The 21803-nt window shown below is 74.3% G+C and carries 24 protein-coding genes; 10 read left to right on the forward strand and 14 right to left on the reverse strand.

Going from position 1 to position 21803, the window contains the following annotated elements; all coding sequences use genetic code 11:
• The first annotated feature begins 38 nt into the window (after positions 1 to 38).
• The gene (locus GVV04_RS06070) at positions 39 to 1016 is read left to right on the forward strand and encodes an alpha/beta hydrolase family protein (RefSeq protein ID WP_161685357.1); all 978 of its coding nucleotides are present in this window, start codon (positions 39 to 41) and stop codon (positions 1014 to 1016) included.
• A gap of 72 nt (positions 1017 to 1088) precedes the next feature.
• Here the strand turns inward: GVV04_RS06070 and GVV04_RS06075 are convergent, their stop codons facing one another.
• The 3 genes from GVV04_RS06075 to GVV04_RS06085 form a co-directional block, all read right to left on the reverse strand.
• Positions 1089 to 2051: a zinc-binding dehydrogenase gene (locus GVV04_RS06075; protein ID WP_328822229.1), complete on the reverse strand. Its 963-nt coding sequence runs from the start codon at positions 2049 to 2051 to the stop codon at positions 1089 to 1091.
• Between the two features lie 75 nt (positions 2052 to 2126).
• On the reverse strand, positions 2127 to 3305 hold the full coding sequence (locus GVV04_RS06080; RefSeq protein ID WP_161685363.1) for an NAD(P)-dependent malic enzyme: 1179 nt from the start codon (positions 3303 to 3305) through the stop codon (positions 2127 to 2129).
• 158 nt (positions 3306 to 3463) lie between these two features.
• Complete coding sequence (locus GVV04_RS06085; RefSeq protein WP_328822230.1) at positions 3464 to 3808, reverse strand: S26 family signal peptidase; 345 nt, start codon at positions 3806 to 3808, stop codon at positions 3464 to 3466.
• A gap of 84 nt (positions 3809 to 3892) precedes the next feature.
• Here GVV04_RS06085 and sodN point away from each other — a divergent pair, with 84 nt between their 5' ends.
• Genes sodN through GVV04_RS06100 form a run of 3 tightly spaced genes read left to right on the forward strand, consistent with a single transcriptional unit; the run spans position 3893 to position 5277 of the window.
• Complete coding sequence (sodN, locus tag GVV04_RS06090) at positions 3893 to 4297, forward strand: superoxide dismutase, Ni (protein ID WP_161685366.1); 405 nt, start codon at positions 3893 to 3895, stop codon at positions 4295 to 4297.
• Positions 4294 to 4839: a GNAT family N-acetyltransferase gene (locus GVV04_RS06095; RefSeq protein WP_407938763.1), complete on the forward strand. Its 546-nt coding sequence runs from the start codon at positions 4294 to 4296 to the stop codon at positions 4837 to 4839. The genes sodN and GVV04_RS06095 overlap by 4 nt, the downstream gene beginning before the upstream one ends.
• Before the next feature lie 30 nt (positions 4840 to 4869).
• Complete coding sequence (locus GVV04_RS06100) at positions 4870 to 5277, forward strand: ATP-binding protein (RefSeq protein WP_161686716.1); 408 nt, start codon at positions 4870 to 4872, stop codon at positions 5275 to 5277.
• A gap of 24 nt (positions 5278 to 5301) precedes the next feature.
• On the opposite strand, the gene GVV04_RS06105 is transcribed toward GVV04_RS06100, so the two are convergent.
• On the reverse strand, positions 5302 to 5688 hold the full coding sequence (locus tag GVV04_RS06105; protein ID WP_161685369.1) for a hypothetical protein: 387 nt from the start codon (positions 5686 to 5688) through the stop codon (positions 5302 to 5304).
• Between the two features lie 43 nt (positions 5689 to 5731).
• Here GVV04_RS06105 and GVV04_RS06110 point away from each other — a divergent pair, with 43 nt between their 5' ends.
• Both GVV04_RS06110 and GVV04_RS06115 read left to right on the forward strand, forming a co-directional pair.
• Positions 5732 to 6682 (forward strand): diacylglycerol/lipid kinase family protein, encoded by a 951-nt coding sequence (locus GVV04_RS06110; RefSeq protein ID WP_161685372.1) that lies wholly within the window; start codon positions 5732 to 5734, stop codon positions 6680 to 6682.
• A gap of 448 nt (positions 6683 to 7130) precedes the next feature.
• Positions 7131 to 7388 (forward strand): WhiB family transcriptional regulator, encoded by a 258-nt coding sequence (locus GVV04_RS06115; RefSeq protein WP_161685375.1) that lies wholly within the window; start codon positions 7131 to 7133, stop codon positions 7386 to 7388.
• A gap of 150 nt (positions 7389 to 7538) precedes the next feature.
• Here GVV04_RS06115 and GVV04_RS06120 read toward each other — a convergent pair whose 3' ends face one another.
• The 4 genes from GVV04_RS06120 to GVV04_RS06130 are packed head-to-tail and all read right to left on the reverse strand — an operon-like array spanning position 7539 to position 11024.
• Positions 7539 to 8387, reverse strand: coding sequence for a sirohydrochlorin chelatase (locus tag GVV04_RS06120; protein ID WP_161685377.1), 849 nt, complete (start codon positions 8385 to 8387; stop codon positions 7539 to 7541).
• A complete protein-coding gene (locus GVV04_RS06125) occupies positions 8369 to 9160 on the reverse strand; it encodes a phosphoadenylyl-sulfate reductase (protein ID WP_328822231.1) in 792 nt (263 codons plus the stop codon). Before GVV04_RS06125 ends, GVV04_RS06120 begins: the two co-directional genes overlap by 19 nt.
• Entirely contained in the window at positions 9157 to 9315 is a 159-nt protein-coding gene (locus tag GVV04_RS32115; protein ID WP_201752984.1) for a hypothetical protein, read from the reverse strand. The genes GVV04_RS06125 and GVV04_RS32115 overlap by 4 nt, the downstream gene beginning before the upstream one ends.
• Positions 9312 to 11024, reverse strand: a complete 1713-nt coding sequence (locus GVV04_RS06130; protein WP_161685380.1) for a nitrite/sulfite reductase — start codon at positions 11022 to 11024, stop codon at positions 9312 to 9314. Before GVV04_RS06130 ends, GVV04_RS32115 begins: the two co-directional genes overlap by 4 nt.
• A gap of 392 nt (positions 11025 to 11416) precedes the next feature.
• On the opposite strand from GVV04_RS06130, the gene GVV04_RS06135 reads away from it, so the two are divergent.
• Complete coding sequence (locus tag GVV04_RS06135; protein ID WP_328822232.1) at positions 11417 to 12961, forward strand: glycosyltransferase family 39 protein; 1545 nt, start codon at positions 11417 to 11419, stop codon at positions 12959 to 12961.
• Between the two features lie 110 nt (positions 12962 to 13071).
• On the opposite strand, the gene GVV04_RS06140 is transcribed toward GVV04_RS06135, so the two are convergent.
• The gene (locus GVV04_RS06140) at positions 13072 to 14730 is read right to left on the reverse strand and encodes a histidine kinase N-terminal domain-containing protein (RefSeq protein ID WP_161685385.1); all 1659 of its coding nucleotides are present in this window, start codon (positions 14728 to 14730) and stop codon (positions 13072 to 13074) included.
• Between the two features lie 25 nt (positions 14731 to 14755).
• Positions 14756 to 15787, reverse strand: coding sequence for an SIS domain-containing protein (locus GVV04_RS06145; RefSeq protein WP_161686720.1), 1032 nt, complete (start codon positions 15785 to 15787; stop codon positions 14756 to 14758).
• Between the two features lie 256 nt (positions 15788 to 16043).
• Here GVV04_RS06145 and GVV04_RS06150 point away from each other — a divergent pair, with 256 nt between their 5' ends.
• Positions 16044 to 17873: a tetratricopeptide repeat protein gene (locus GVV04_RS06150; protein WP_328822233.1), complete on the forward strand. Its 1830-nt coding sequence runs from the start codon at positions 16044 to 16046 to the stop codon at positions 17871 to 17873.
• A 110-nt stretch (positions 17874 to 17983) separates the two neighbouring features.
• On the opposite strand, the gene GVV04_RS06155 is transcribed toward GVV04_RS06150, so the two are convergent.
• Positions 17984 to 19579, reverse strand: coding sequence for an MDR family MFS transporter (locus tag GVV04_RS06155; RefSeq protein WP_161685391.1), 1596 nt, complete (start codon positions 19577 to 19579; stop codon positions 17984 to 17986).
• A gap of 108 nt (positions 19580 to 19687) precedes the next feature.
• Between GVV04_RS06155 and GVV04_RS06160 the strand changes: the two genes are divergently transcribed.
• Positions 19688 to 20254, forward strand: a complete 567-nt coding sequence (locus GVV04_RS06160) for a TetR/AcrR family transcriptional regulator (protein ID WP_161685394.1) — start codon at positions 19688 to 19690, stop codon at positions 20252 to 20254.
• A 38-nt stretch (positions 20255 to 20292) separates the two neighbouring features.
• Here GVV04_RS06160 and GVV04_RS06165 read toward each other — a convergent pair whose 3' ends face one another.
• Together GVV04_RS06165 and GVV04_RS06170 are read right to left on the reverse strand one after the other, a co-directional pair.
• Entirely contained in the window at positions 20293 to 20814 is a 522-nt protein-coding gene (locus tag GVV04_RS06165) for a GNAT family N-acetyltransferase (RefSeq protein WP_161685396.1), read from the reverse strand.
• Entirely contained in the window at positions 20811 to 21026 is a 216-nt protein-coding gene (locus tag GVV04_RS06170) for a biotin/lipoyl-binding carrier protein (protein ID WP_161685399.1), read from the reverse strand. The genes GVV04_RS06165 and GVV04_RS06170 overlap by 4 nt, the downstream gene beginning before the upstream one ends.
• Positions 21027 to 21307: 281 nt before the next feature.
• Here GVV04_RS06170 and GVV04_RS34730 point away from each other — a divergent pair, with 281 nt between their 5' ends.
• Positions 21308 to 21382 carry a 50S ribosomal protein bL37 gene (locus GVV04_RS34730; protein WP_386988480.1) on the forward strand — a complete coding sequence of 25 codons (75 nt, stop codon included), beginning with the start codon at positions 21308 to 21310 and terminating at the stop codon, positions 21380 to 21382.
• A 133-nt stretch (positions 21383 to 21515) separates the two neighbouring features.
• Here the strand turns inward: GVV04_RS34730 and rsrA are convergent, their stop codons facing one another.
• Positions 21516 to 21803 (reverse strand): mycothiol system anti-sigma-R factor, encoded by a 288-nt coding sequence (rsrA, locus tag GVV04_RS06175; RefSeq protein WP_161685402.1) that lies wholly within the window; start codon positions 21801 to 21803, stop codon positions 21516 to 21518.

Consider the following 21803-nt stretch of genomic DNA (forward strand, 5'->3'; position numbering starts at 1 on the left):
CGGCCGACGGCCACGCTCCGCGAGGCACAATCGGGTTCATGCCCCGTCGCCGCACCGCCGCCCTGCTCGCCGCCGCACTGCTCACCGTCGGCGTCGTCGGCTGCTCGGGCGAGCCGGAGCCCAGCCAGCGCGCCGTCGCGCCGACGCAGCCGACGGAGCCGCCGAAGGCGACCACCCCGGCGCCACGCGTGCCCGCCGGCACCGCGCCGAGCGGGTCCTTCGCGGTCGGCGTACGCCAGCTCAAGCTGAACCGCGACGGCGACCGGCCGCTGCCGGTGACGATCTGGTACCCGGCCCGGGGTTCGGCCGGCGGCTCGGCGGAGCGGTCCGCGCCCGCGGCGACCGGCCGTTTCCCCGTGGTGATGTTCAGCCACGGCCTCAACGGCCGGCCGGACGACTACGCGACCCTGCTCACCCGCTGGTCGGCGGCCGGCCTCGTGGTGGCCGCGCCGACCTTCCCGCACACCGCTCGGGGCGGTGACGGCAACGTGTTGGACGTGCTCAACCAGCCCGCCGACGTGTCGTACGCGCTGACCCGGGTGCTCGCCCTCGACGCGAAGGCGGGCGATCCGCTGCGCGGCCGGCTGGCCACCGACCGGGTGGCCGCGGCGGGGCACTCGGCCGGCGGGGTGACCACGATCGGCCTGTTCACCGCCGGGCGGGACGACCGGCTGGACGCCGGGGTGGTCTTCGCCGGCACCGCCCTGGGCGTGGGGACGGCGTTCGCCGGGGCCGCCGCGCCGCAGCTCTTCGTGCACGGCGAGGCCGACGAGGTGGTCGGCTACGCGTCGGGCCGGGCGGCGTACGACAGGGTGCCCTGGCCCAAGGCGATGCTGAGCCTGCCGAAGGGCGACCACGGCCGCGCCCTGCTCACCGACGGCGCGGCCCTGCGGGTGGTCTCGGACACCACCGTCGAGTTCCTCCGCTGGACCCTGTACGGCGACGCGGCGGCCAGGGGCCGGCTGCCGGTCGAGGCCGCCCGGGGCGGCCTCGCCACCCTCGACGACCGGCTGTGAGGCCCCTCCCGCCGGGGCCCGTTTCGGCCGAGGGCCGATCAGGCCGTGTGGCCGATCAGGCCGAGGGCCCGATCAGGCCGTGTGGTCGATGACGATCTTGCCGAAGACGTCGCCCGAGTGCAGCCGGGCGAAGGCGTCCTCGACCCGGCTGAACGGCACCACGCTGTCCACCACCGGGCGCACGTCGTGCTCGGCGCAGAACGCCAGCAGCTCGGTCAGCTCGCCCGGAGTGCCCATCGAGGTGCCGAGGATCTCCAGCTGCATGGCGAAGACCCGACGCAGGTTGACCTTCGGCTCGTGCCCGGCGGTCGCCCCGGAGACCACGATCCGGGCCATCGGCGCGGCCGACTTCAGCGAGTGGTCGAAGGTGGCCGCCCCGACCGTCTCGACCACCACGTCGACCCGCTCCGGGAGCCGGGCGCCGGGCTCCAGCGCGGTCGCCCCCAGCTCGGTGATCCGTTCCCGCTTGCCGGGGTCGCGGCTGGTCGCATACACCCGCTTGCCGAGCGCGACGGCGAGCGCGACGGCCGCCGTGGCGACGCCGCCGCCCGCGCCCTGGACCAGCACCGACTCGGCGTCCTCCACCCGGCCCTTGGTGGTCAGCATCCGCCAGGCGGTGAGCCACGCGGTGGGCAGGCAGGCGGCGTCAGCGGCGGACACGCCGCCCGGCAGGGGCAGCAGGTTCATCCGGGGTACGGCCACCCGCTCGGCGAGGGTCCCGGGGAAGCGCTCGGAGAGGATGGACATCCCGCGCGGGTCGCCCGGATCGGCGACCAGCGGGTAGACCACGACCTCGTTGCCGTCCGGGTCGGTGCCGACGGCGTCGCAGCCGAGGATCATCGGCAGCCGGTCCGCGTCGAGCCCCACGCCGCGCAGCGACCACAGGTCGTGGTGGTTGAGCGAGCTGGCCCGCACCTGCACGGTGACCCAGTCGTCCTCGGGGTGGGTCGGCTCGGGACGCTCGCCGACGGTCAGCGCGGAGAGCGGGTTGTCGGCGTCGAAGCTCGACGCGAAGGCGGCACGCATGGTCCGCACCGTAGCAAGGAGCGGGCATGTCAAGAAGGGCCCCTTCTCCTGCCGGATGGCAGCGAAGGGGCCCGTCGTCCCACCTCAGGCGCGGGCGACGCCGTCGCGGCGGGCGGCCTCGGCGACGGCCGCGGCCACTGCGGGGGCGACCCGCGGGTCCAGCGGGGACGGCACGATCGCGTCGGCGGTCAGCGTCTCCGCCACGACGCCGGCGATCGCGTCGGCGGCGGCCACCTTCATGCCCTCGGTGATCCGGGTGGCCCGGGCGTCCAGCGCGCCCCGGAACACGCCGGGGAAGGCCAGCACGTTGTTGATCTGGTTCGGGTAGTCGCTGCGGCCGGTCGCGACCACCGCGACGTGCCGGGCGGCCACCTCGGGGTGCACCTCGGGGGTCGGGTTGGCCAGCGCGAAGACGATGCCGCCGGGGGCCATCCCGGCCACCGCTTCCTCCGGGATCTGCCCCCCGGAGACGCCGATCAGCACGTCCGCGCCGCGCAGCGCCTCGGTGACGTCGCCCCGGCGGCCCGCGGCGTTGGTGTCGGCCGCGAGGGCGGCCTTGGTGCCGGTGAGCTCGGCCCGGTGCCGGCCGATGATCCCCTTCGAGTCGCAGACCACCACCCGCGCCGGGTCCACTCCCCCGGCGATCAGCATCCGGGTCACCGCCACGCCGGCCGCTCCCGCGCCGCTGACCGTCACCCGCAGGTCGCCCAGCTTGCGGTTGAGCAGGGCGGCGGCGTTGCGCAGCGCGGCGAGCACGACGATCGCGGTGCCGTGCTGGTCGTCGTGGAAGACCGGGATGGGCAGTTCCTCGTCGAGCCGGCGCTCCACCTCGAAGCAACGCGGCGCGCTGATGTCCTCCAGGTTGATCCCGCCGAACGAGGGGGCGATGGCCTTCACCACCGCGACGATCTCGTCCACGTCCTGGGTGTCCAGGCAGACCGGCACCGCGTCCACGCCGCCGAACTGCTTGAACAGCACCGCCTTGCCCTCCATCACCGGCAGCGCCGCGCGCGGGCCGATGTTGCCCAGCCCGAGCACCGCAGACCCGTCGGTGACGACCGCGACGGTGTGCCCCACCCAGGTGTAGTCGTCGGCCAGGGCGGGGTCGGCGGCGATCGCCTCGCACACCCGGGCCACCCCGGGGGTGTACGCGAGGGAGAGGTCCTCCCGGCTGGTCAGCGGGACGGTGGAGGCGACGGCCATCTTGCCGCCGGCGTGCAGTCGGAAGACGGGATCGGCGGGATCCACGATGGACGAAGGCATGGTGACTCCAGGATCTGTCGAGCAGATGGAGCGTCCGGCTCGGCCGCGAGGTGAGGCGACGAGCGGCGGTACGCGGTGCGGGGGGTCACCCGGGCACCTGCCGAGCATAGTGTCGGCCGTGAACACCGGATGTGAGTAGGGTCATACTCGGGAGTAGCTCAAGGGCGGCGCAGGCGGCCCGGCCGGGGCCAGTACCGGGCCACCACCCGGCCCTGCACGTCGGCCACGCCGTACACCCGGGAGTCGTCGGTGACCAGGTCGTTGTCGCCACGTACCCACCACCCGCCGTCCTGCGAGCGGACCGCGCGCTTGACCACCAGCAGGTCCGGGCGACTGCGGAAGACGGCCACCACGACGTCGCCGGCACGGACCGGGCGGCCGCCCCGGCGGACCAGCACGGCGTCGCCGTGGCGCAGGGTGGGGACCATCGACGGACCGGCGACCAGCACCGCGGCGAGCGGCCCGCGCAGCCGGTCGGCGGCCCGGGGTTCGTCTGGGCGCACCGGGTTTCACCTCCGCGCCGTCGGGGAGCATGTCCAGGAGTAATGTCGTCTTGGATCATCGCAAACTTCACATGGAGGATCCCGATGCGACTTCCACGCATCCTCACGCCGAGCGTCACCGCCAGCGCCCACTGCGACCTGCCGTGCGGCATCTACGACCCGGCCCAGGCCCGGATCGAGGCCGAGTCGGTCAAGGCGATCGCCGAGAAGTACCAGGCGAACACCGACCCCGAGTTCCGCACCCGGGCGCTGATCATCAAGGAGCAGCGCGCCGAGCTGGTCAAGCACCACCTGTGGGTGCTGTGGACGGACTACTTCAAGCCGGCCCACTTCGAGAAGTACCCGAACCTGCACACCCTGTTCAACGAGGCGACCAAGCTGGCCGGTGCCGGCGGCGCCAAGGGCAGCGTGGACCCGGCCAAGGCCGACGAGCTGCTGACGAAGATCGACGAGATCTCGAAGATCTTCTGGGAGACCAAGCAGGCGTGAACGCCGGCCTCATCCCGACCGTACGGCCGGCACGTCCCGAGGACGTGCCGGCCGTCGTCGCGATGGTGCACGAGCTGGCCGAGTACGAGCGGGCGCCCGACCAGTGCCACCTGAGCGCCGGGCAACTCGACGCGGCCCTCTTCGGCCCGGCACCGGCGCTGTTCGGTCACGTGGCGGTGGACGACGCCGACCGGCCGCTCGGCTTCGCGCTCTGGTTCCTCAACTTCTCCACCTGGGCCGGCGCGCACGGCATCCACCTGGAGGACCTGTACGTCCGCCCGGAGGCCCGGGGCAGCGGTGCTGGCCGGCGGCTGCTGGCCACCCTGGCCGCGATCTGCGTGGAGCGGGGCTACCGCCGGCTCGACTGGTCGATGATCGACTGGAATCCGGCCGCCCGGTTCTACGCCGCGGTCGGCGCCGCGCCGCTGGCACAGTGGGTGCCGTACCGGCTGGCCGGGCCCGCCCTGCACGCGCTCGCCGAGCAGGCGCGCGGCGGCCTCTCGGCCGCAACCGGCGGCGCACCCCAGCACCCTTCGGCCTGACGGGGTAGAGTCCCCGCCGGGGGGATGAGCGTGACTCAACTGACCGGCCAGCCAGCGACCGACGACGACGTGGTGCACCTCACCGTGCCCGCCGACGGCGGCTACCTCGGCGTGCTCCGTACCGCCACGGCCGGCCTCGCCGCCCGTCTACAGTTCGCCCTCGACGAGATCGAGGACCTGCGGATCGCCGTGGACGAGGCGTGCGCCATGCTGCTCGCGATCGCCACCAGGGACGCCGAGCTGGAGTGCCGGTTCGCGGTGACCGACGACGCGCTCACCGTCGAGGTGACCGTCCCGACGGTGCGCGGCGCGACGCTGCCCTCCGAGTCGTCCTTCGCCTGGAAGGTGCTGACCGCGCTGACCACGGCCGCGTCGGCGAACGCGGCGAACGGCCGGGCCACCATCTCCCTGCTCACCCGGCGCGCTTCCCGCTACTGACCCCCGCGACCCGCCGGAGGCCGGCTAGTAGCCGAGGGCCCGGGTCGTCGGCGGGCTGACCAGCAGGGCGGACACCCCGAGGCCGAGCGCCATCAGCGGCAGGCCCAGCCACCCCAGGCCGCCCTGGATCATGTACCAGCCGACCGGCAGCAGCATGAGCTCCAGGACGATCGCCGGGGCCCGGGCCCCGGCCCGGCGCCGGCTCAGGGCGCCGCCGAGCGCCCACAGCGCCGCCGCGCCACAGAGGGCGAAGGCGGTCACCAGCAGCGCCGACGGCAGGTCGGTGGTCTCGGCGGTGAGGTCGGCCCAGACCAGCCAGGCGGCCACCAGGGCCAGCGCGACCGCCTCCGCCCGGAGCAGCCGGACCGCCCATTGCAGCGGGGTGGGATTCCGGTCCGAGTCGATGGTCACGCGCGACACGATACCCGTGGTGGATCGCGGTACAGTGCCGCCCATGCGGGCCGTCCTGGTCGTCAATCCGAAGGCCACCACCACCAGCGAGCGCAGCCGGGACGTCCTGGTCCGTGCGCTGCGCAGCGAAGTCGACCTGTCGGTGCGGTACACCCGCCGGCGGGGCCATGCCACGGACCTGGCCCGGGAGGCTGCCGAGGAGGGCGTCGACCTGGTGGTCACGCTCGGCGGTGACGGCACGGTCAACGAGGTGGTGAACGGCCTGATGACGGCCGACCCGCCGACCATCCGCACCGGGAGGACGCTCGCCGAGCGCCTGCCGGCGCTGGCCACCGTTCCGGGCGGCTCGACGAACGTGTTCGCCCGGGCGCTGGGCCTGCCCCGGGAGTGGCCCGAGGGCACCAGCATGATCCTGGAGGGGTTGCGGCTGGGCCGGTCCCGGACGGTCGGGCTGGGGCGGGCCGACGACCGCTACTTCACCTTCTGCGCCGGCTTCGGCATCGACGCGGCGGTCATCCACCGGGTGGAGCAGGCCCGCCGACGGGGCCGGGTCTCCACTCCGGCGCTCTACCTTCGGTCGACGGTGAACCAGTACTTCCTCCGCTCGGACCGGCGCCACCCCGCGATCACCCTGGAGCGGCCCGGGGCGGCCGCCGAGGGCGAGCTGGCCACCGTCATCGTCCAGAACACCGCGCCGTGGACGTACCTGGGCGAGCGGGAGATCAACCCGAATCCGGAAGCGTCCTTCGATCTCGGGCTCGACGTGCTGGCGATGCGTCAGCTCCACGTGGCGAGCACAGCACGCACAGTGACCCAGGCGCTCTCCCGGGCCCCGGATCCCCGGGGCCGCCAGGTGCTGCGGCTGCACGACGTGAACGAATTCACCCTGTTCACGAGCCGCCCGCAGGCCTTCCAGCTGGACGGGGACTACCTCGGCGAGCGAGAGAAAGTTAGATTTGCATCCGTTCCGGCCGCACTGAGAGTAATCTGTTAGGCCTCGGGTACAGCCCTTGGTCAAGCGGTCCCCCACACCGTGTTGACACGGTGGCCGCAACACCGAGGGCGAGGTGCCGGAAATGTCAGCAATGTCACGCGTAGTGTACTATATTGATCCTCGACTGTGGCACGGCGGGTTGCTGGATCACTCTAGAACCCGGACAAAAGGGTCGTGAGCTTGCTCACCGCTTGGAGTTTTTCCGAGCGTCGCCCTTGACATTGCGTGAGTTCGTGAAAGTATTCACAAGCGAACTTGAGTTACCGGGACATTGCCTGGATATGCTCGCCGTGTTGAGCTGTTCCAGCAGGTCCCAGGGGCCGCAAGAGCCTGCTCACGCAGCGCCGAATTGATGGACGCGAACCGTCACCATTCGGCGTGCGGACGCATATAAGAAAAGCACCAAAAGCAAATCTGCCACCCATCCAGAATGAGGAGTGTTGCCGCCATGGACTGGCGTCACCATGCTGTCTGCCGCGACGAGGACCCGGAGCTGTTCTTCCCGATCGGGACGTCCGGTCCGGCCCTCCTGCAGGTCGAGCAGGCCAAGGCCGTCTGCCAGCGCTGCTCCGTGACCGACCAGTGCCTCCAGTGGGCACTCGAGTCCGGTCAGGACGCTGGCGTCTGGGGCGGGATGAGCGAGGAGGAGCGGCGCGCCGTCAAGCGTCGCGGTGGTCTCCGGGTGCTGCGCGCTCACTCCGCCTGACCTGCACCGAACTAAAGGCTCGACGCCCCGGCAGGGCAACTCCCTGCCGGGGCGTTCTGCCGTCCGGACGGCGTCGACGAGGCCCGGGGGCCGGCGGACGGCGTCGTCGGCAGGCGACATCGCCCCGACCCCGGGTGCCGCCGGGCGGCGTCAGCGAGGGCCGGGAGCCGGCACGCCGCCACGGCGGTACGCCGTGCGCGGCGGTGGGCGTCGAGGCCGGCCGTCCACCGCTGCGTCCACCCGGCGCAGCACCAGCGCGGCCAGCTCCGGGGCGTCGGCGAGCGGCCCGGACACCGTCACGGCACCGGCCGACCGGGCCCCCGCCACCACGGCGTCGTGGAAGAGGCCGGCGGCCAGGAAGTACGCCGACACGGCCACCCGGCGGGCGCCCGCCGCGCGCAGCCGGGCCACCGCCGCTCCCGTGAGCGGCGGGGCCGCCGAGGCGTACGACACCCGGCAGGGCACCCCGAGTTCGGCGCCGAGCGCCGCGGCGACCCGCCCCACCGACCCGCGCGCCCGGGGATCCCGGGTGCCCGCCGCCGCCAGCACCAGCGCGTCGAACCGCCCCGGCTCAGCCTCGGCCAGCCGGCGCCGCAGCCCGGCCAGCAGCGCGGCGTCGACCACGCCGTCGGCGGGGCCGAGCACGTCGGATACGCGTACGTCGATCGGCGGGCCCGAGTCCCGGGCCGCCGCGACCGCCGCCGGGACGTCGACCCGCCGGTGGTACGCGGCGGTGAGCAGCAGCGGCACCAGCACCGCCCGGGGATGACCGGCCGCCGCCAGCGACCGCAGCACGGCCGCCGGCCCCGGCTCGGTGTGGTCCAGCCAGCTCGTCGACACGGTCACGCCGGGACGGGCGGCGGCGACCGACCGGGCCAGTGCCCGGGTCGCCTCGGCCGCCCGGGGATCCCGGCTGCCGTGCGCGACCAGGACCACCGGGTCCGGGGCCGTTGGCGACGGCCCCGCGACCCCGGCGACGGTCAGGGGTGCAGGCCGCACTCGGTCTTCTCGAACATCGCCCACCGGCCGGCCCGGGGGTCCTCCCCCGCCTTGGTCCGACGGGTGCACGGCCAGCAGCCGACCGAGCCGTAGCCACGCTTGAACAACTCGTTGACCGGGATGTCGTGGCGGGCGACGTAGGCGTCCACGTCGGCCTGCCGCCAGGCGGCGATCGGGTTGACCTTCACCTTGCCGCGCCGGGCGTCGAAGGTCACCACCGGCGTGTTGGCCCGGGTCGGCGACTCGTCGCGACGCAGGCCGGCGGCCCAGGCGTCGTACCCGGTCAGCGCGCGCTCCAGCGGTTCGACCTTGCGCAGCCCGCAGCAGTCGTCCGGGGAGCGGTTGAACAGCCGGGGGCCGTACTCGCCGTCCTGCTGGCCCACGGTGAGCCGCGGACGGATCGAGCGGACGTTGACGGGCAGCCGCCGGGCCACCTCGTCGCGGACCCGCAGCGTCTCCGGGAAGTGCAGGCCGGTGTCGAGGAAGATCACGTCCACCCCGGGGGCGACCCGGGAGACCAGGTGGGCCAGGACGGCGTCGGCCATCGAGCTGGTCACGCAGAGCCGGTCGCCGAAGGTCTCGGCCGCCCAGCGGGCGATCTCCAGCGCCGGCGCACCCTCCAGCTCCCGCCCGGCCCGCTCGGCCAGGGCGCGCAGCTCCTCCGGGCCCCGCCGGGTCGGGTCGGTGGGCTCCGCGCCGCTGCGGGCCGGGTCGGTGGGCTCCGCGCCGCCGAGCCCCACCAGTCCGAGGCCCGCCGCCGACACGACGCTCACCGGGTCACCGCCCGGCTGAGCAGCCCCGTGAACCTCACCGTGAAGACCCGGGCGCAGGCGTGGCACTCCCAGGCGCCGTGGCCCGCCTCGCTCGGCCGCAGGTCCTCCTCGCCGCAGTACGGGCAGTACAGGGGTGCCGATCGGGTCTCGCTCATCGCAGTTCCTCCTCGTCGGCTCTGATCACCCAGTTGGCGAACGTCTCGCCCGTGGTCCGGCCGGCCAGGTAGCGGCGGGCCAGTCGCTCCACGTACTCCGGAAGCTCGTCGGCGGTGGTCTTCAGGCCGCGCAGCTTGCGGCCGAAGCCGGCGGTCTGCCCCTGCGCCATGCCCAGGCCCCCGCCCAGGTGCACCTGGAAGCCCTCCACCTGGCGGCCGTCCTGGCCGACCACGAGCTGGCCCTTGAGGCCGATGTCGGCGACCTGGGTGCGGGCGCAGGCGTTCGGGCAGCCGTTGATGTGGATGGAGATGTCCGCGTCGAAGTCCCGCAGCCGCTCCTCCAGCCGGGCCACCAGCTCCTCGCCGCGCGCCTTGGTCTCGACGATGGCGAGCTTGCAGTACTCGATCCCGGTGCACGCCATGGTGCCGCGCCGCCAGGCCGACGGCCGGGCCGCCAGGCCGATGCCGCCCAGCTGCGCCACCAGCGAGTCGGTCCGCTCCGCCGGCACGTCCAGCACCAGCAGTTTCTGGTACGGGGTGAGCCGCACCCGGTCGCTGCCGTGCGCCTCGACCACGTCGGCCAGCCGGGCGAGCTGAGGGCCGGAGACCCGGCCGACCACCGGGGCGGCCCCGACGTAGTAGCGGCCGTCGCGCTGCCGGTGCACCCCGATGTGGTCGACCGGCCGCTCGGGCAGCTCGGGGGCGGGACCGTCGAGCAGCGTGCGGCCCAGGTACTCCTTCTCCAGCACCTCGCGGAAGCGCTCCACGCCCCAGTCGGCGACCAGGAACTTCAGCCGGGCCCGGTTGCGCAGCCGGCGGTAGCCGTAGTCGCGGAAGATGCCCACCACGCCGGCCCAGACGTCCGGGATCTCTGCCAGCGGCACCCAGACGCCGAGCCGCTTGGCCAGCATCGGGTTGGTCGACAGGCCGCCACCGACCCAGACGTCGAAGCCGGGGCCGTGCTCGGGATGGTCGACGCCGAGCAACGCGATGTCGTTCGTCTCGTACGGGGTGTCCACCAGCCAGGAGATCGACGTCTTGAACTTGCGCGGCAGGTTGGAGTACTGCTTGTCTCCGACGTACCGCCGGACGATCTCGTCGATCGCCGGGGTCGGGTCGAGCAGCTCGGCCTCGGCCACCCCGGCGACCGGGCTGCCGAGCACGATCCGGGGGCAGTCGCCACACGCCTCGGTGGTCTGCAGGCCGACCGCCTCCAGCCGACGCCAGATCTCCGGCATGTCCTCGACCCGGATCCAGTGGAACTGGATGTTCTGCCGGTCGGTGATGTCGGCGGTGTCCCGGGCGAACTCCCGGGAGATGTCGGCGATGACCCGAAGCTGGGCCAGGTTGAGCTGCCCGCCGTCGACCCGGACCCGGAGCATGAAGAGCTCGTCCTCCAGCTCGTGCGGCTCCAGCACGGCGGTGCGCCCGCCGTCGATGCCCGCCTTGCGCTGGGTGTAGAGCCCCCACCAGCGGAACCGGCCGCGCAGGTCCAGTGGGTCGATCGAGGCGAAGCCCTGGTGGGCGTAGATGCTCTCGATCCGGGCCCGGACGTTCAGCGGGTCGTCGTCCTTCTTGATCCGCTCGTTGGCGTTGAGCGGCTCGCGGTGGCCGAGCGCCCACTGGCCCTCCCCGCGCGGACGGCGGGGGGCCCGGGCGGCGGGCGTCGTGGGAGCGTCGGGCCGGGCGGGGGTGCTGCTGACCGCCATCGCGGCGTCCTCCGTTGTCTGCTGTGCCTCATGGCGCGGGCGCACGGCCGGCCCGCGGTACGGGCCATGGACAACGGTGTCGGACGGCCGGCGCGGGAACGCGCGCCCGAGACGAGGGGTCGGGCGTCGTCAGTAGGCCGGACAGATGGCGCTGCGCACGCGGCCGTAGTCGACGTGGCGACGGGCCACGAAGCGACGGACGACGGCGGCAAGCATGCGGCCATGCTCCCACACCCCGAGGGGCCCTACCAGTGACAGCGTGGGTGATCCCACATCACGGGCCGCCGATGCGGGCTGGGGCCAAGATCGCCCTCGATCAGGGATTCTGTCCCCGCCCCGGGAGCGACCCTGACGCGTCCCCGGGGCGGCCGACGTGTGGAAGGCTCGACGGCGTGGACGAATTGCCCGGAAGGCGGCATTCGCCGGGGTGGTTCGGTCCGGTCTGGGGGTGGCCGGCGCTGGTGGCCCTGGCGGTGACCGGCGCGGGGGTGGGCTCCGCCCAGCCGTGGCGGGACGAGTTGGCCACCTGGAGCGCGGCCACCCGCCCGCTGGGCGCCCTGGCCCGGATGGCCGGCGTCATCGACGCGGCGAGCTGGCCGTACTACCTGCTCATGCACGGCTGGGTGGCGGCGTTCGGCGACTCCCCCACGGCGCTGCGGCTGCCGTCGGTGCTGGCCACGGCCGGGACGGCCGGGCTGACCGCCGCCCTCGGGTGCCGGCTGTTCGGCCGGCGGGCCGGGCTGCTGGGCGGGCTGCTGTTCGCGGTCCTGCCCGGCACGTCCCGGTACGCCCAGGAGGCCCGCCCGTACGCGTTCGTAGCCCTCTTCGCCGTGCTGGCGACGCTGCTGCTGGCCCGGGCGCTGGACCGGCCGGGGTGGCGCCGCTGGGCCGGGTACGCCGCCGCCGTCGCCGGGCTCGGCCTGGCCCACCTGGTCGCCCTCACCCTGCTCGCCGCCCACGCCGCGACCGCGCCGTACGCCCACCGGGCCGCCGCCCCGCGCCCGGCCGGTGCGCCACGGTCAGCCCCCGCGCACACCCGTCGACCCTGGCCGCCGTGGGGCTGGCTGATCGCGGTGCTGGCCGCCCTGGCCGCGCTGGCCCCCCTGGTGCTGCTGGCCGTCGGCCAGCGGGGCCGGCAGCTCGACTGGGTCGACCGCGCCCGGCCGGCCGACCTGGCCGCCCTCCCGGGCGCGGTGACCCAGAGCGGCGCGGTGGGCGGGCTGCTGCTGGGGCTCGCCGCGCTCGGGGCCGCCCGGTCGGGGCGGCGTGCCCTGCTCCCGGCCGCGTGCGTGGCGCTACCGGTGCTGCTGGTGTTCCTGGCCGGGCTGGCCGGGCCGCTCTGGGTGCCGCGCTACCTGTTCTTCACCGTCCCGTTCGCCTGCGTCCTGGCCGGCGCGGCGCTGGGCGCAACGGACCCGGCGGCGAGATCGGGCCCGGCGGGGCGGGCGCCGGAAGGGGGCGGGGTGTCGCTGCCGGCGGCGCTGGGCGTGGTGCTCCTCGCCGGCCTGCTCGGCCTGCCCGACCAGGCCGCGCTGCGGCGCAGCCACGAGTGGCCGCGCGACGCGCTGGTCGACTACCGGGGCGCGGCCCGGGTCGTCGACGAGGGACGCCGGCCCGGGGACGCGATCGTCTTCTCCCCCCGGGACAGCTGGCTCTTCCTCGACCTTGGCGTCCGTTACCACCTCGGCGACCGGCAGCCCCGGGACGCCCTGGTCGTCCGGGACCGGGACGCGCGCGGGGACTACTGGGCCGACGAGTGCCCGCGCCCGGCCGAGTGTCTGGCCGGGGTCGCCCGGGTCTGGCTGGTGGTCGCCGGCCGGCGGGCCGACCCGGTCGACGCGGTGCCCGGCGCGACCGGGGACGCGCTGCGCGACGGTTTCACCGTCGAGCGGGTCCACCCGCGCCCGGGCCTGACCGTGGCGCTGCTCACCCGGTGACCCGGTAAAGACCCGCTGTGCCACGCCCGGGCGGCCCATCGTCGATGTCCGGCAGCAGCGGCAGCCGGACCCGGAAGGTGCGGTGGCCCCCTGGCCGGCGAGCCGGCCGGTCAGGAGCGGATCAGGGGAACCACCAGGACCGCCTCGGTGCCGCCCTCGGTGCCGTTGCGCAGCTCGATGGTGCCGCGCAGCTCCCCGGTCACCAGCGCCCGGACGATCTGGAGGCCGAGCCGGCCGCCGCGCTCGGCGTCGAACTCGGCCGGCAGCCCGCGCCCGTTGTCGGCGACGGTGACGTGCAGTTGCTTGCGGAACCGGTGCGCCGAGACGACCACCAGCGGCACGGCCGCCGGGCCGGGCTCCGTGGCGACCGGCAGGACGCGGTCCGCCTCAGGCCGCGCGGTCCCGCCCGCCGTCGGGGACCCGGCCGCCGACGACTCAGCCGCCGACGCGGTCCCGGCCGCCGACGCGGTCCCGGCCAGCGGGGCGGGACCGGGCGCAGGGGCCTCCGGGGCCGGCGGGAAGCCGTGCTCCACCGCGTTGAGCAGCAGCTCGTTGAGGACCATGACGAGCGAGGTGGCGATCTCGGCGGGCAGCACCCCGAAGCTGCCCCGGCGGCGCATCCCGACGGTCTGTTCGGTCGCCGCGACCTCGGTCGCCGCGCTGGCCACCCGGTCGACGATGCCGTCGAACTCGACCGCCTCGTCGCTGGACATGGAGAGCGTCTCGTGCACCAGGGCGATGGAGGCGACCCGGCGTACCGACTCCTCCAGGGCGACCCGGGCCTCGGGCATGGCGACGCGGCGGGCCTGGAGGCGCAGCAGCGCGGCGACGGTCTGCAGGTTGTTCTTCACCCGGTGGTGGATCTCCCGGATGGTGGCGTCCTTGGTGATCAGGGCGCGGTCGCGGCGGCGTACCTCGGTGATGTCGCGGACCAGGACCAGCGCGCCGATCGGCACCCCGGCGGGCATCAGCGGCAGCGCCCGGGTGAGCATGGTCGCGCCCCGGGCGTCGATCTCCCGCCGGGGCGGCGCCTCGCCGCGCAGCGCGGCCAGGATGGCGTTGCCGGCGTCGGTGCCCTCCAGCGGGTCGCCGGCCAGCCGGCGGTGCAGCTTGGCCAGGTCCTCCCCGCCCAGGTGCGAGGCGTAGCCGAGGCGCCGGTACGCGGACTGGGCGTTCGGGCTGGCGTAGGTGACCTTGCCGCCCGCGTCCAGCCGGACCAGGCCGTCGCCGACCCGGGGCGCGGAGGTGGTCTCCCCGGGATGCCGGGGCGGCGGAAACGTGCCGTCGGCGATCATCTGGGCCAGGTCGTCGGCGGTGGTGAGGTAGTTCAGTTCGAGCTGGCTGGGCGTGCGGGCGGTGGAGAGGTTGGTGTCCCGGCCGACCACCGCGATCACCTCGCCGGCCTCCCCGTCGGCGGTGCGCAGCCGGACCGGGATCGCCTCGTGCCGGGCCGGCACGTCGCCGTACCAGACCGGGTCGCCCTCCCGCCAGATCCGGCCCTGCCCGTACGCGACGTCCAGGTGGGACACCTCCGGCCCGCCGACGATCCGCCCCACCTGGTCGTCCTGGTACGCGGTGGGGGCGGTCGTCGGGCGGACCTGGGCCACGCAGAGGAAGCTGCCCTCGGCGTCCACCGGCACCCAGAGCAGCAGGTCGGCGAAGGACAGGTCGGACAGCAGTTGCCAGTCTCCGGCGATCCGGTGCAGGTGGTCGATGTCGGCGGGGCGGAGCTGGGTGTGCTCCTCGGCGAGGTCGCGCAGCGTGGACACGCTGACCAGCCTGCCACGCCGGAACTCACATCGTCGCGGTGACCTTCTTGAGGCCGCGCGGGGCGTCCGGGTCCTCGCCCCGGGCCAGCGCCAGCGCCAGCGCGAGCCGCTGCAACGGCAGGATGTCCAGCAGTGGGGCGTACCGCTCGTCGACCTCGGGGACGGCCATCCGGGTGGCCCCCTCCACGTCGGCGGAGCCGACCACCACCACGTCGGCGCGGCGCTCGCCGAGCCGGGGCAGCACCTCCCCCATCGACCGGCCGCCGGGGCCGGAGCCGACCACGGCCAGCACCGGGACGTCCGGGTCGGTCATGGCGAGCGGGCCGTGCAGCAGGTCCGCGCCGGAGAAGGCGAGCGCCGGCAGGTACGACGTCTCCATCAGCTTCAGCGCCGCCTCCCGGGCGGTCGGGTACGCGTAGCCCCGGCCGGTGGTGACGAGCTGGGCGGCGAACCGGTAGCGCGGGGCGAGCTGGGCCGGGGTGGTGTCGTCCAGGGTGCGGGCGGCCAGCTCGGGCAGGGCGGCCAGCGCCGACCGCTCCTCGGCGGGCAGCGCGCCGTCGCCGGCCCGGATGCCCTCCACGAGCATCAGCAGGGCGAACAGCTCGGCGGTGTACGTCTTGGTGGCGGCCACCGCCCGCTCGTGCCCGGCGGCGATGTCCACGCTCAGCTCGGCCACCTCGGCCAGCGGGGAGTCCGGGTTGTTGGTGACGGCGAGGGTCAGCGCGCCGGAGGCGCGGGCGCTGCGCAGCACCTCGGCCAGGTCGGGTGAGCCGCCGCTCTGGCTGACCCCGACGACGAGCGCGTCGGACAGGTCGGGCCGGGCACCGAAGAGGGTGACCGCGCTGGGCGAGGCGAGCCCGGCGGGCAGGCCGAGCCGGATCTCGGTCAGGTACGCCGCGTAGAGGGCGGCGTGGTCGGAGGTGCCCCGGGCGGTGAAGACCACGTGCCGGGGGCGGCGCTGGGCGACGGCGGCGGCCACCCGGGCGATCGCCCCGGCGTGTTCGGCGGAGAGCAGCCGCTCGTAGCCGGCCGGCTGCTCGCTGATGTCGGTGGCCATCCCGGCCCCTGCACGTGTCACGAATACCCCATCCCTGCGCGATAGCCGCGCGTTTCCTGCTCAGTCTTGCAGGTTTTTTCGGGCACGAGCAATCCAGCGAGCAGCATTGCGCAGAGGATCACCACATCGCCGCAACATCACCTACGCTTGCCCGGCCCGGCGCCACACCGACGAGCGGGGCCCGCCCGTCTCCGGCGAGCGCCTGCGCGCGGACGAACCCGCCGGCGGGCGAGGCACCTACGAGCGGGAGGCCCACGTGTCCGAGGGAAGGGACGATCCCCCGCTGTCGGCGGAGGAGGAGCTGACCCTGGCCCGGCTCGCGCTGGACGAGGGCGACCTGTCGCACGCCGCCGGGCACGTCGCCGGCGCGCTGACCCGGGCGCCCACCCTGCCCGAGGTGCACGAGACGCTCGCCCGGCTCGCCGCCTCCAGCGGCGGGGGCGTCGACCTGTTCCCGCTGCACCAGCGCGCCTTCGTCGGCGTCGTGGTGGCCCGCGCGCACCTGCTCGCCGCGACCGGGCGGCCCGACGACGGGCTGGAGCTGCTCGCCGCCGCCACCGGGCACGACCCCCACGCCGACTGGGCCGGGGTGCCCTGGGTGACCTCCCCCGAGCTGCCCGAACGGCTCGACCCCGAGCGCGTCGCCCGGGTGCTGATGCAGGTCTGCGCCACCGTGGGCGACCCGGTGCCGCGCGCCGACCGGGGGCCGCTGTCGCCGTACCTCGTGCTGGCCCGCAACGCGGTCACCGTCCACCCCGACCACGGCCTGCTGCTCGGCGCGGCGTCCGCGCTGGCCCGGCGCCTCGGCGAGGTCACGCTGGCGATCCACTGGGCCAGCCGGGGGGTACGGGTCCAGCCGTCGAAGCTCGGCGAGGTCTGGCTCGGGTACGCCTACCGCAGCGCCGGCCGGACCCGGGACGCCCTCGCGGCGCTCGGCCGGGCCGTCGAGCACGACCCGACAGATCTCGCCGTGTACGCCGACCTCGCCGGCACGCTGGCCGACAACGGGCGGCTCGACGAGGCCCTGGACTGGATCGACCGGGCCCTGGCCCGGGACCCCACCTTCGACTGCGCCGTGCACACCGCGCACCGGCTGCGCTTCCAGCGCGACGGCGACGTGGCGCACCTGGTGGCGCTCGCCGACTTCGTCCGCGACCACCCCGACGACTCGCACGAGCACGGCGACCTCGCCGAGGGCTGCCGCAGCCGGCCCTGGCTCGGGCAGGTCACCCCGGCCGCCGGGGCGGCGGTGGCCATGCTGCGTCACGCCCTGACCGAGGAGAACCGCGGCCGCGGCGCGACCGTACGGCTGGAGACGCTGGAGCCGCCGAGCGCCATGCGTACCGTGGCGACGGCCGCGCCCGGGCTGCGGGTCGAGGTGGTCGCGGTCGGCGACCCGGACCCGCGCGAGCCCCGGTGGGCCAGCGACCGGCCGCTGTGGCACTGGGAGGGCACGGTCCCCGCGCCGACGGTGCCGGCGCCCTCGGCCGAGGCCGCGGACCGGATCCGGCAGCTCGCCCACCCGGCCTGGCCGCACCCCCCGGCGGCGTACGACGCGGCGGTCGGCCTGGCCACCCTGGGCCTGACCGACCTGCTCGGGCTGCTGGTGCACCCGCCCGCGGCACCCGCCACCGGGATGGGCCGGTTGCTGGCCGGCCATGACCCGTCGCTGTGGGTGCGCTGCGTGCAGGTCTGGGCGTGCCTGGGCCTGCTGCACCACCGCACCGACGAGCCGTGGCCGGAGTCCACCCGCCGCCGGGTGCTGGTCGACCTGGTCTGGGGTGTGGAGGACTGGATCACCGAGGCGGCCCTGTTCGCCCTGGTCACCGCCGCCTGGGTGGACCCGCTCGTCCGGGCCGACGTGGCCCGGGTGGTGGCCGAGCGGCTCGCCGACGCGGCGGCGGTGGCCCGGGAGCGGCCGGTGCCGATCGCGGTGTCGCTGGCGTACCTGGCGCTGGCCACCCCGGCCCTCGACGCGGACACGGCCACGCTGGCCGGCGAGCTGATCTCCGGTCCGGGACCGCAACGGCCTGGACCGCTGCGCCGGCTCTGGGCCTGGCTCACCCGTTCCCGACGCCGCCCCTGACCGACCCGGCTCACCGCCCCGACCCGGCTCGCCGCCCCCGACCGCGACTGGCCGCAGGCCGCGCGGCCGCGCCGTACCCCGCAGGGTGGGCGCGGCCGGGCGGGCGGTGGTCAGGCCGTGGGGGCCCGACCGAGGGCGACCTCCGCCTGTTCCTCCCCGGCGGCTTCGGCGGTCGGGGTGTCGTTGGTCGAGCGCAGCGGGACCTCCCGGATGAACCAGGCGAGCACCGGCACCAGGACGGTGAAGAGCACCGCCCACCAGAAGACGTGCGAGATGGCGTCGGAGAGGCCACCGAGCACCAACTGCCGGGCCGGCGCCGGCAACTCCTTGAGCTTGTCCAGGTCGAGCTGGCCGCCTTCGCCGCCCCCGCCGCTGAACGCGGACCCGGCGGACGAGTCGGCGAGCCGGTTGGCGAAGATCGCGCCGAACAGCGAGATGCCGAACGAGCCGCCGATGGAGCGGAAGAAGGTGGCCGCTCCGCTGGCCGCGCCGAGGTCCTTCTGCTCGACGCTGTTCTGCGCGACCAGCATCGAGGTCTGCATGAGGAAGCCCATGCCGACGCCGAGGACGATCATGTAGAGCGAGGACTCCACCTTGCCGGTGCCGACGTCCAGGCGGGTGAGCAGCGCCATGCCGGCGGCCATCACCACGCCGCCGACGATCGGGAACATCCGGTACCGGCCGGTCTTCGTGATGGCCCGGCCGACCGCCAGCGAGACCACCAGCATGCCGAACATCAACGGGAGCAGCAGCAGGCCGCTGTTGGTGGCCGAGGCGCCCTGGACGGTCTGCTGGTACAGCGGCAGGAAGTTCATCGCGCCGAACATGGCGAAGCCGAGCAGGAAACCGATCGCCGAGATCAGCGCGAAGTTACGGTTCGCGAAGAGCCGCAGGGGCAGGATCGGCTCGGGGGCGCGGCGCTCGACGAGGCCGAACACGACGAGGGTGACCAGGGCCAGCGCCGCCAGGCCGAGGATCTGCGGGGAGGTCCAGTCGTAGGAGTTCCCGCCCCAGGTGGTGATCAACACGATCGCGGTGATGCCGACCGAGAGCAGCCCCGCGCCGAGCCAGTCGATCCGGTGCTCGGTGCGGTACTTCGGCAGGTGCATGGTGGTGGCGAGCAGCACCAGGGCGATGCCGCCGAGCGGCAGGTTGACGTAGAACGCCCAGCGCCAGGAGAGGTTGTCCGTGATGAACCCGCCGACCAGCGGGCCGGCGACCATGGCGATGGCCATGATGCCGGCGATCATGCCCTGGTAACGGCCCCGCTCCCGGGGCGGGACCAGGTCACCGATGATCGCCATCACGCCGACCATCAGCCCGCCCGCGCCGAGGCCCTGGACCGCCCGGAAGGCGATCAGCTCGACCATGCCGCTGTCCGTCCCGCCGAACAGCCCGGAGCCGGCCATGCCGCACAGCGCCGAGCCGACCAGGAAGATGACCACCGAGGTCAGGAAGACGATCTTGCGGCCGTAGATGTCGCCGAGCTTGCCCCAGATCGGGGTGGAGACCGTGGTGCCCAGCACGTAGGCGGTGACCACCCAGGTGAAGTGGTCCACCCCGCCGAACTCGCCGACGATCCGCGGCAGCGCGGTGCTGACGATCATGTTGTCGAGCATCGCGAGCATCATCGCGATCATCAGGCCGAAGAGCACCACCCGGATGTTGGGTCGTCGCTCCACAGTCTGCTGTTGCACCTGAGTCATCAGTAGGCTCCCCCGAGGCGTGACTGGCTTACTTGCCGGCCGGTTAGCTTACTAGCCGCGCGGTAGGTTGGACAGCAATATGACGTCAACGAGTGGGATGGTGGACCGGTGACAGAGAGCACGGGCGGCACGCGGGAGCGCATCAAGACCGTGGCCCTGGAACTCTTCACCGAGCACGGATACGAGAAGACGTCCCTGCGCGAGATCGCCGAGCGACTCAACGTGACCAAGGCCGCGCTCTACTACCACTTCAAGAGCAAGGACGAGATCGTCAGCAGCTTCGTCCACGACCGGCTGGACCGGATGGACACGCTGATCGCCTGGGCCGAGGGGCGGCCGGCCACGCTGGCGACCCGGCAGGAGCTGATCGCCCGGTACGCCGACACGATGTTCGCCACCGAGGAGCACTCGGTGATGCGCTTCTTCGAGCAGAACCAGACCGTGCTGAAGAGCCTCACCGCAGGGCAGCAGATGCGCGACCGGATGATGCGGCTGGCCCTGGCGCTGGCCCGGGGCGACGACTCACCGGCCGCCCAGCTACGCGCCGCGGTGGCGCTGTTCGCCGTGCACAGTTGTTGGTTCGCGATCCGCGGCCAGCACGTCACCGACGCCGAGCGGCGCAAGCTCGCCCTTGAGGTGGCCGACGAGTTGCTCGCCAGGATCGGCGAGGGCTGAGCGCGCCGCCCCGGGCCCGTCGGGCGGACAGTCGCGGATCAACCCTCGGGGGTCGCCACGGGCAGTTCCCGGCGCAGGCCGAGCAGCTCCACCCCGGGCAGCGGGGACCAGTCCCGCTCCGGCGTGCGGACGAAGCCCAGCCGCTCGTAGAGCCGCCGGCCGACCTCGGCGAACCCGTCGCGGACACAGATCACCACCGCCGAGCAGCCCAGCTCGGCGGCACGGGACAGGCAGGCCCGCGCCAGCGCCGCGCCGGCGCCCCGGCCCTGCGCGGCCGGGTCCACCGCGAGCATCCGGAACTCGGCCTCGCCGGGCCCGGAGATCTCGGCGTACGGGGTGCCGGGCAGCACGAACGTGACCGACCCGAGCAGCTCGTCGGTGGCCTCGTCCACGGCGACCAGCACCTCGCCGCTCGCCGCCCGGGTCGCCACGTCGGCGAGCGCGACGGCGTAGCCGTTCTCCCCCTTGAGCTGCCCGTCCGCCTCGTACGCGGCCACGGTCAGCCGGGCCACCGCCGCGAAGTCGGCTGCGGCGGCCCGCCGGACCAGCAGGCCGGTCAACCGATCACCGCGATGAGGTCGCCGTCCTGCACCACGTCGCCCTCGTTGACCGCGAGCTGCTCGATGACACCGTCGGACTCGGCGACGACCGGGATCTCCATCTTCATCGACTCAAGGATCACCAGCGTGTCCCCCTCGGACACGGCGTCCCCGGCCGACACGACGATCTTCCACACGTTGGCCACCATCTCGGCGCGGATCTCCTCGGCCATGTCGGCCCTCCCTCTCCACCGGCGTCTCTGCGATCGGTATCCAATCATGCTCCGGCCCGCCCCGGGGCCGGAGCGGGCGAGAGCGTGCGACACACGGCACGCCGAGTCGACGAAACAGGGGCAGCCCGGGCGGGCGCGGCGCCAGCACCGCCCCGGCGGACCACGGCGGACGCCGCCCGCACTAGCATCAGCGGGTCGGCCCGCGGGCGCCCGAGGGCCGGTATCCGACCACCGCCGCGCTCGCGCGCGGGCGGAAGTGACCAGCACCTGAGGAGGTCGACATGGCGAAGAAGTCCCGGAAGAAGAAGGCCCGGAAGAAGAGCAACGCTAACCACGGCAAGCGTCCCAACTCCTGACCGGCGCGGCGGCCTGCCCGCCGACCGTCCAGCGGCCCGGTCCGACCCGCCTCGCGGGGGCCGGAGAAACGACGGTGGCCCGGGTCGATCGACCAGGGCCACCGTCGTGTCGTTGTGCGGGTATCCCGCCGGGTCAGTCGGCCAGCTCGCGAGACTCGCTCGTCTCGAAGACGACCAGCTCGGTGAGGCGGACCCGCAGCCGTTCGCGCAGCTGCTCCGGCGCGGTCTCGTTGCCGCAGCACCGGGCCACCAGCGCCTTCACCTCCTGCTCAAGGCCGTACTCGCGCAGGCAGGGCCCGCACTCGTCGAGGTGGTGCCTGATCAGCAGGCGACGCTCCTCGGCGCACTCCAGGTCCAGGTAGAGGTAGACCTCGGCGAGCACCTCACGGCAATCCGTCCTGTGCGGCTTCCCACAGCTCAC

Source organism: Micromonospora rubida (genome assembly GCF_009908295.1).
GTDB lineage: Bacteria > Actinomycetota > Actinomycetes > Mycobacteriales > Micromonosporaceae > Micromonospora > Micromonospora rubida.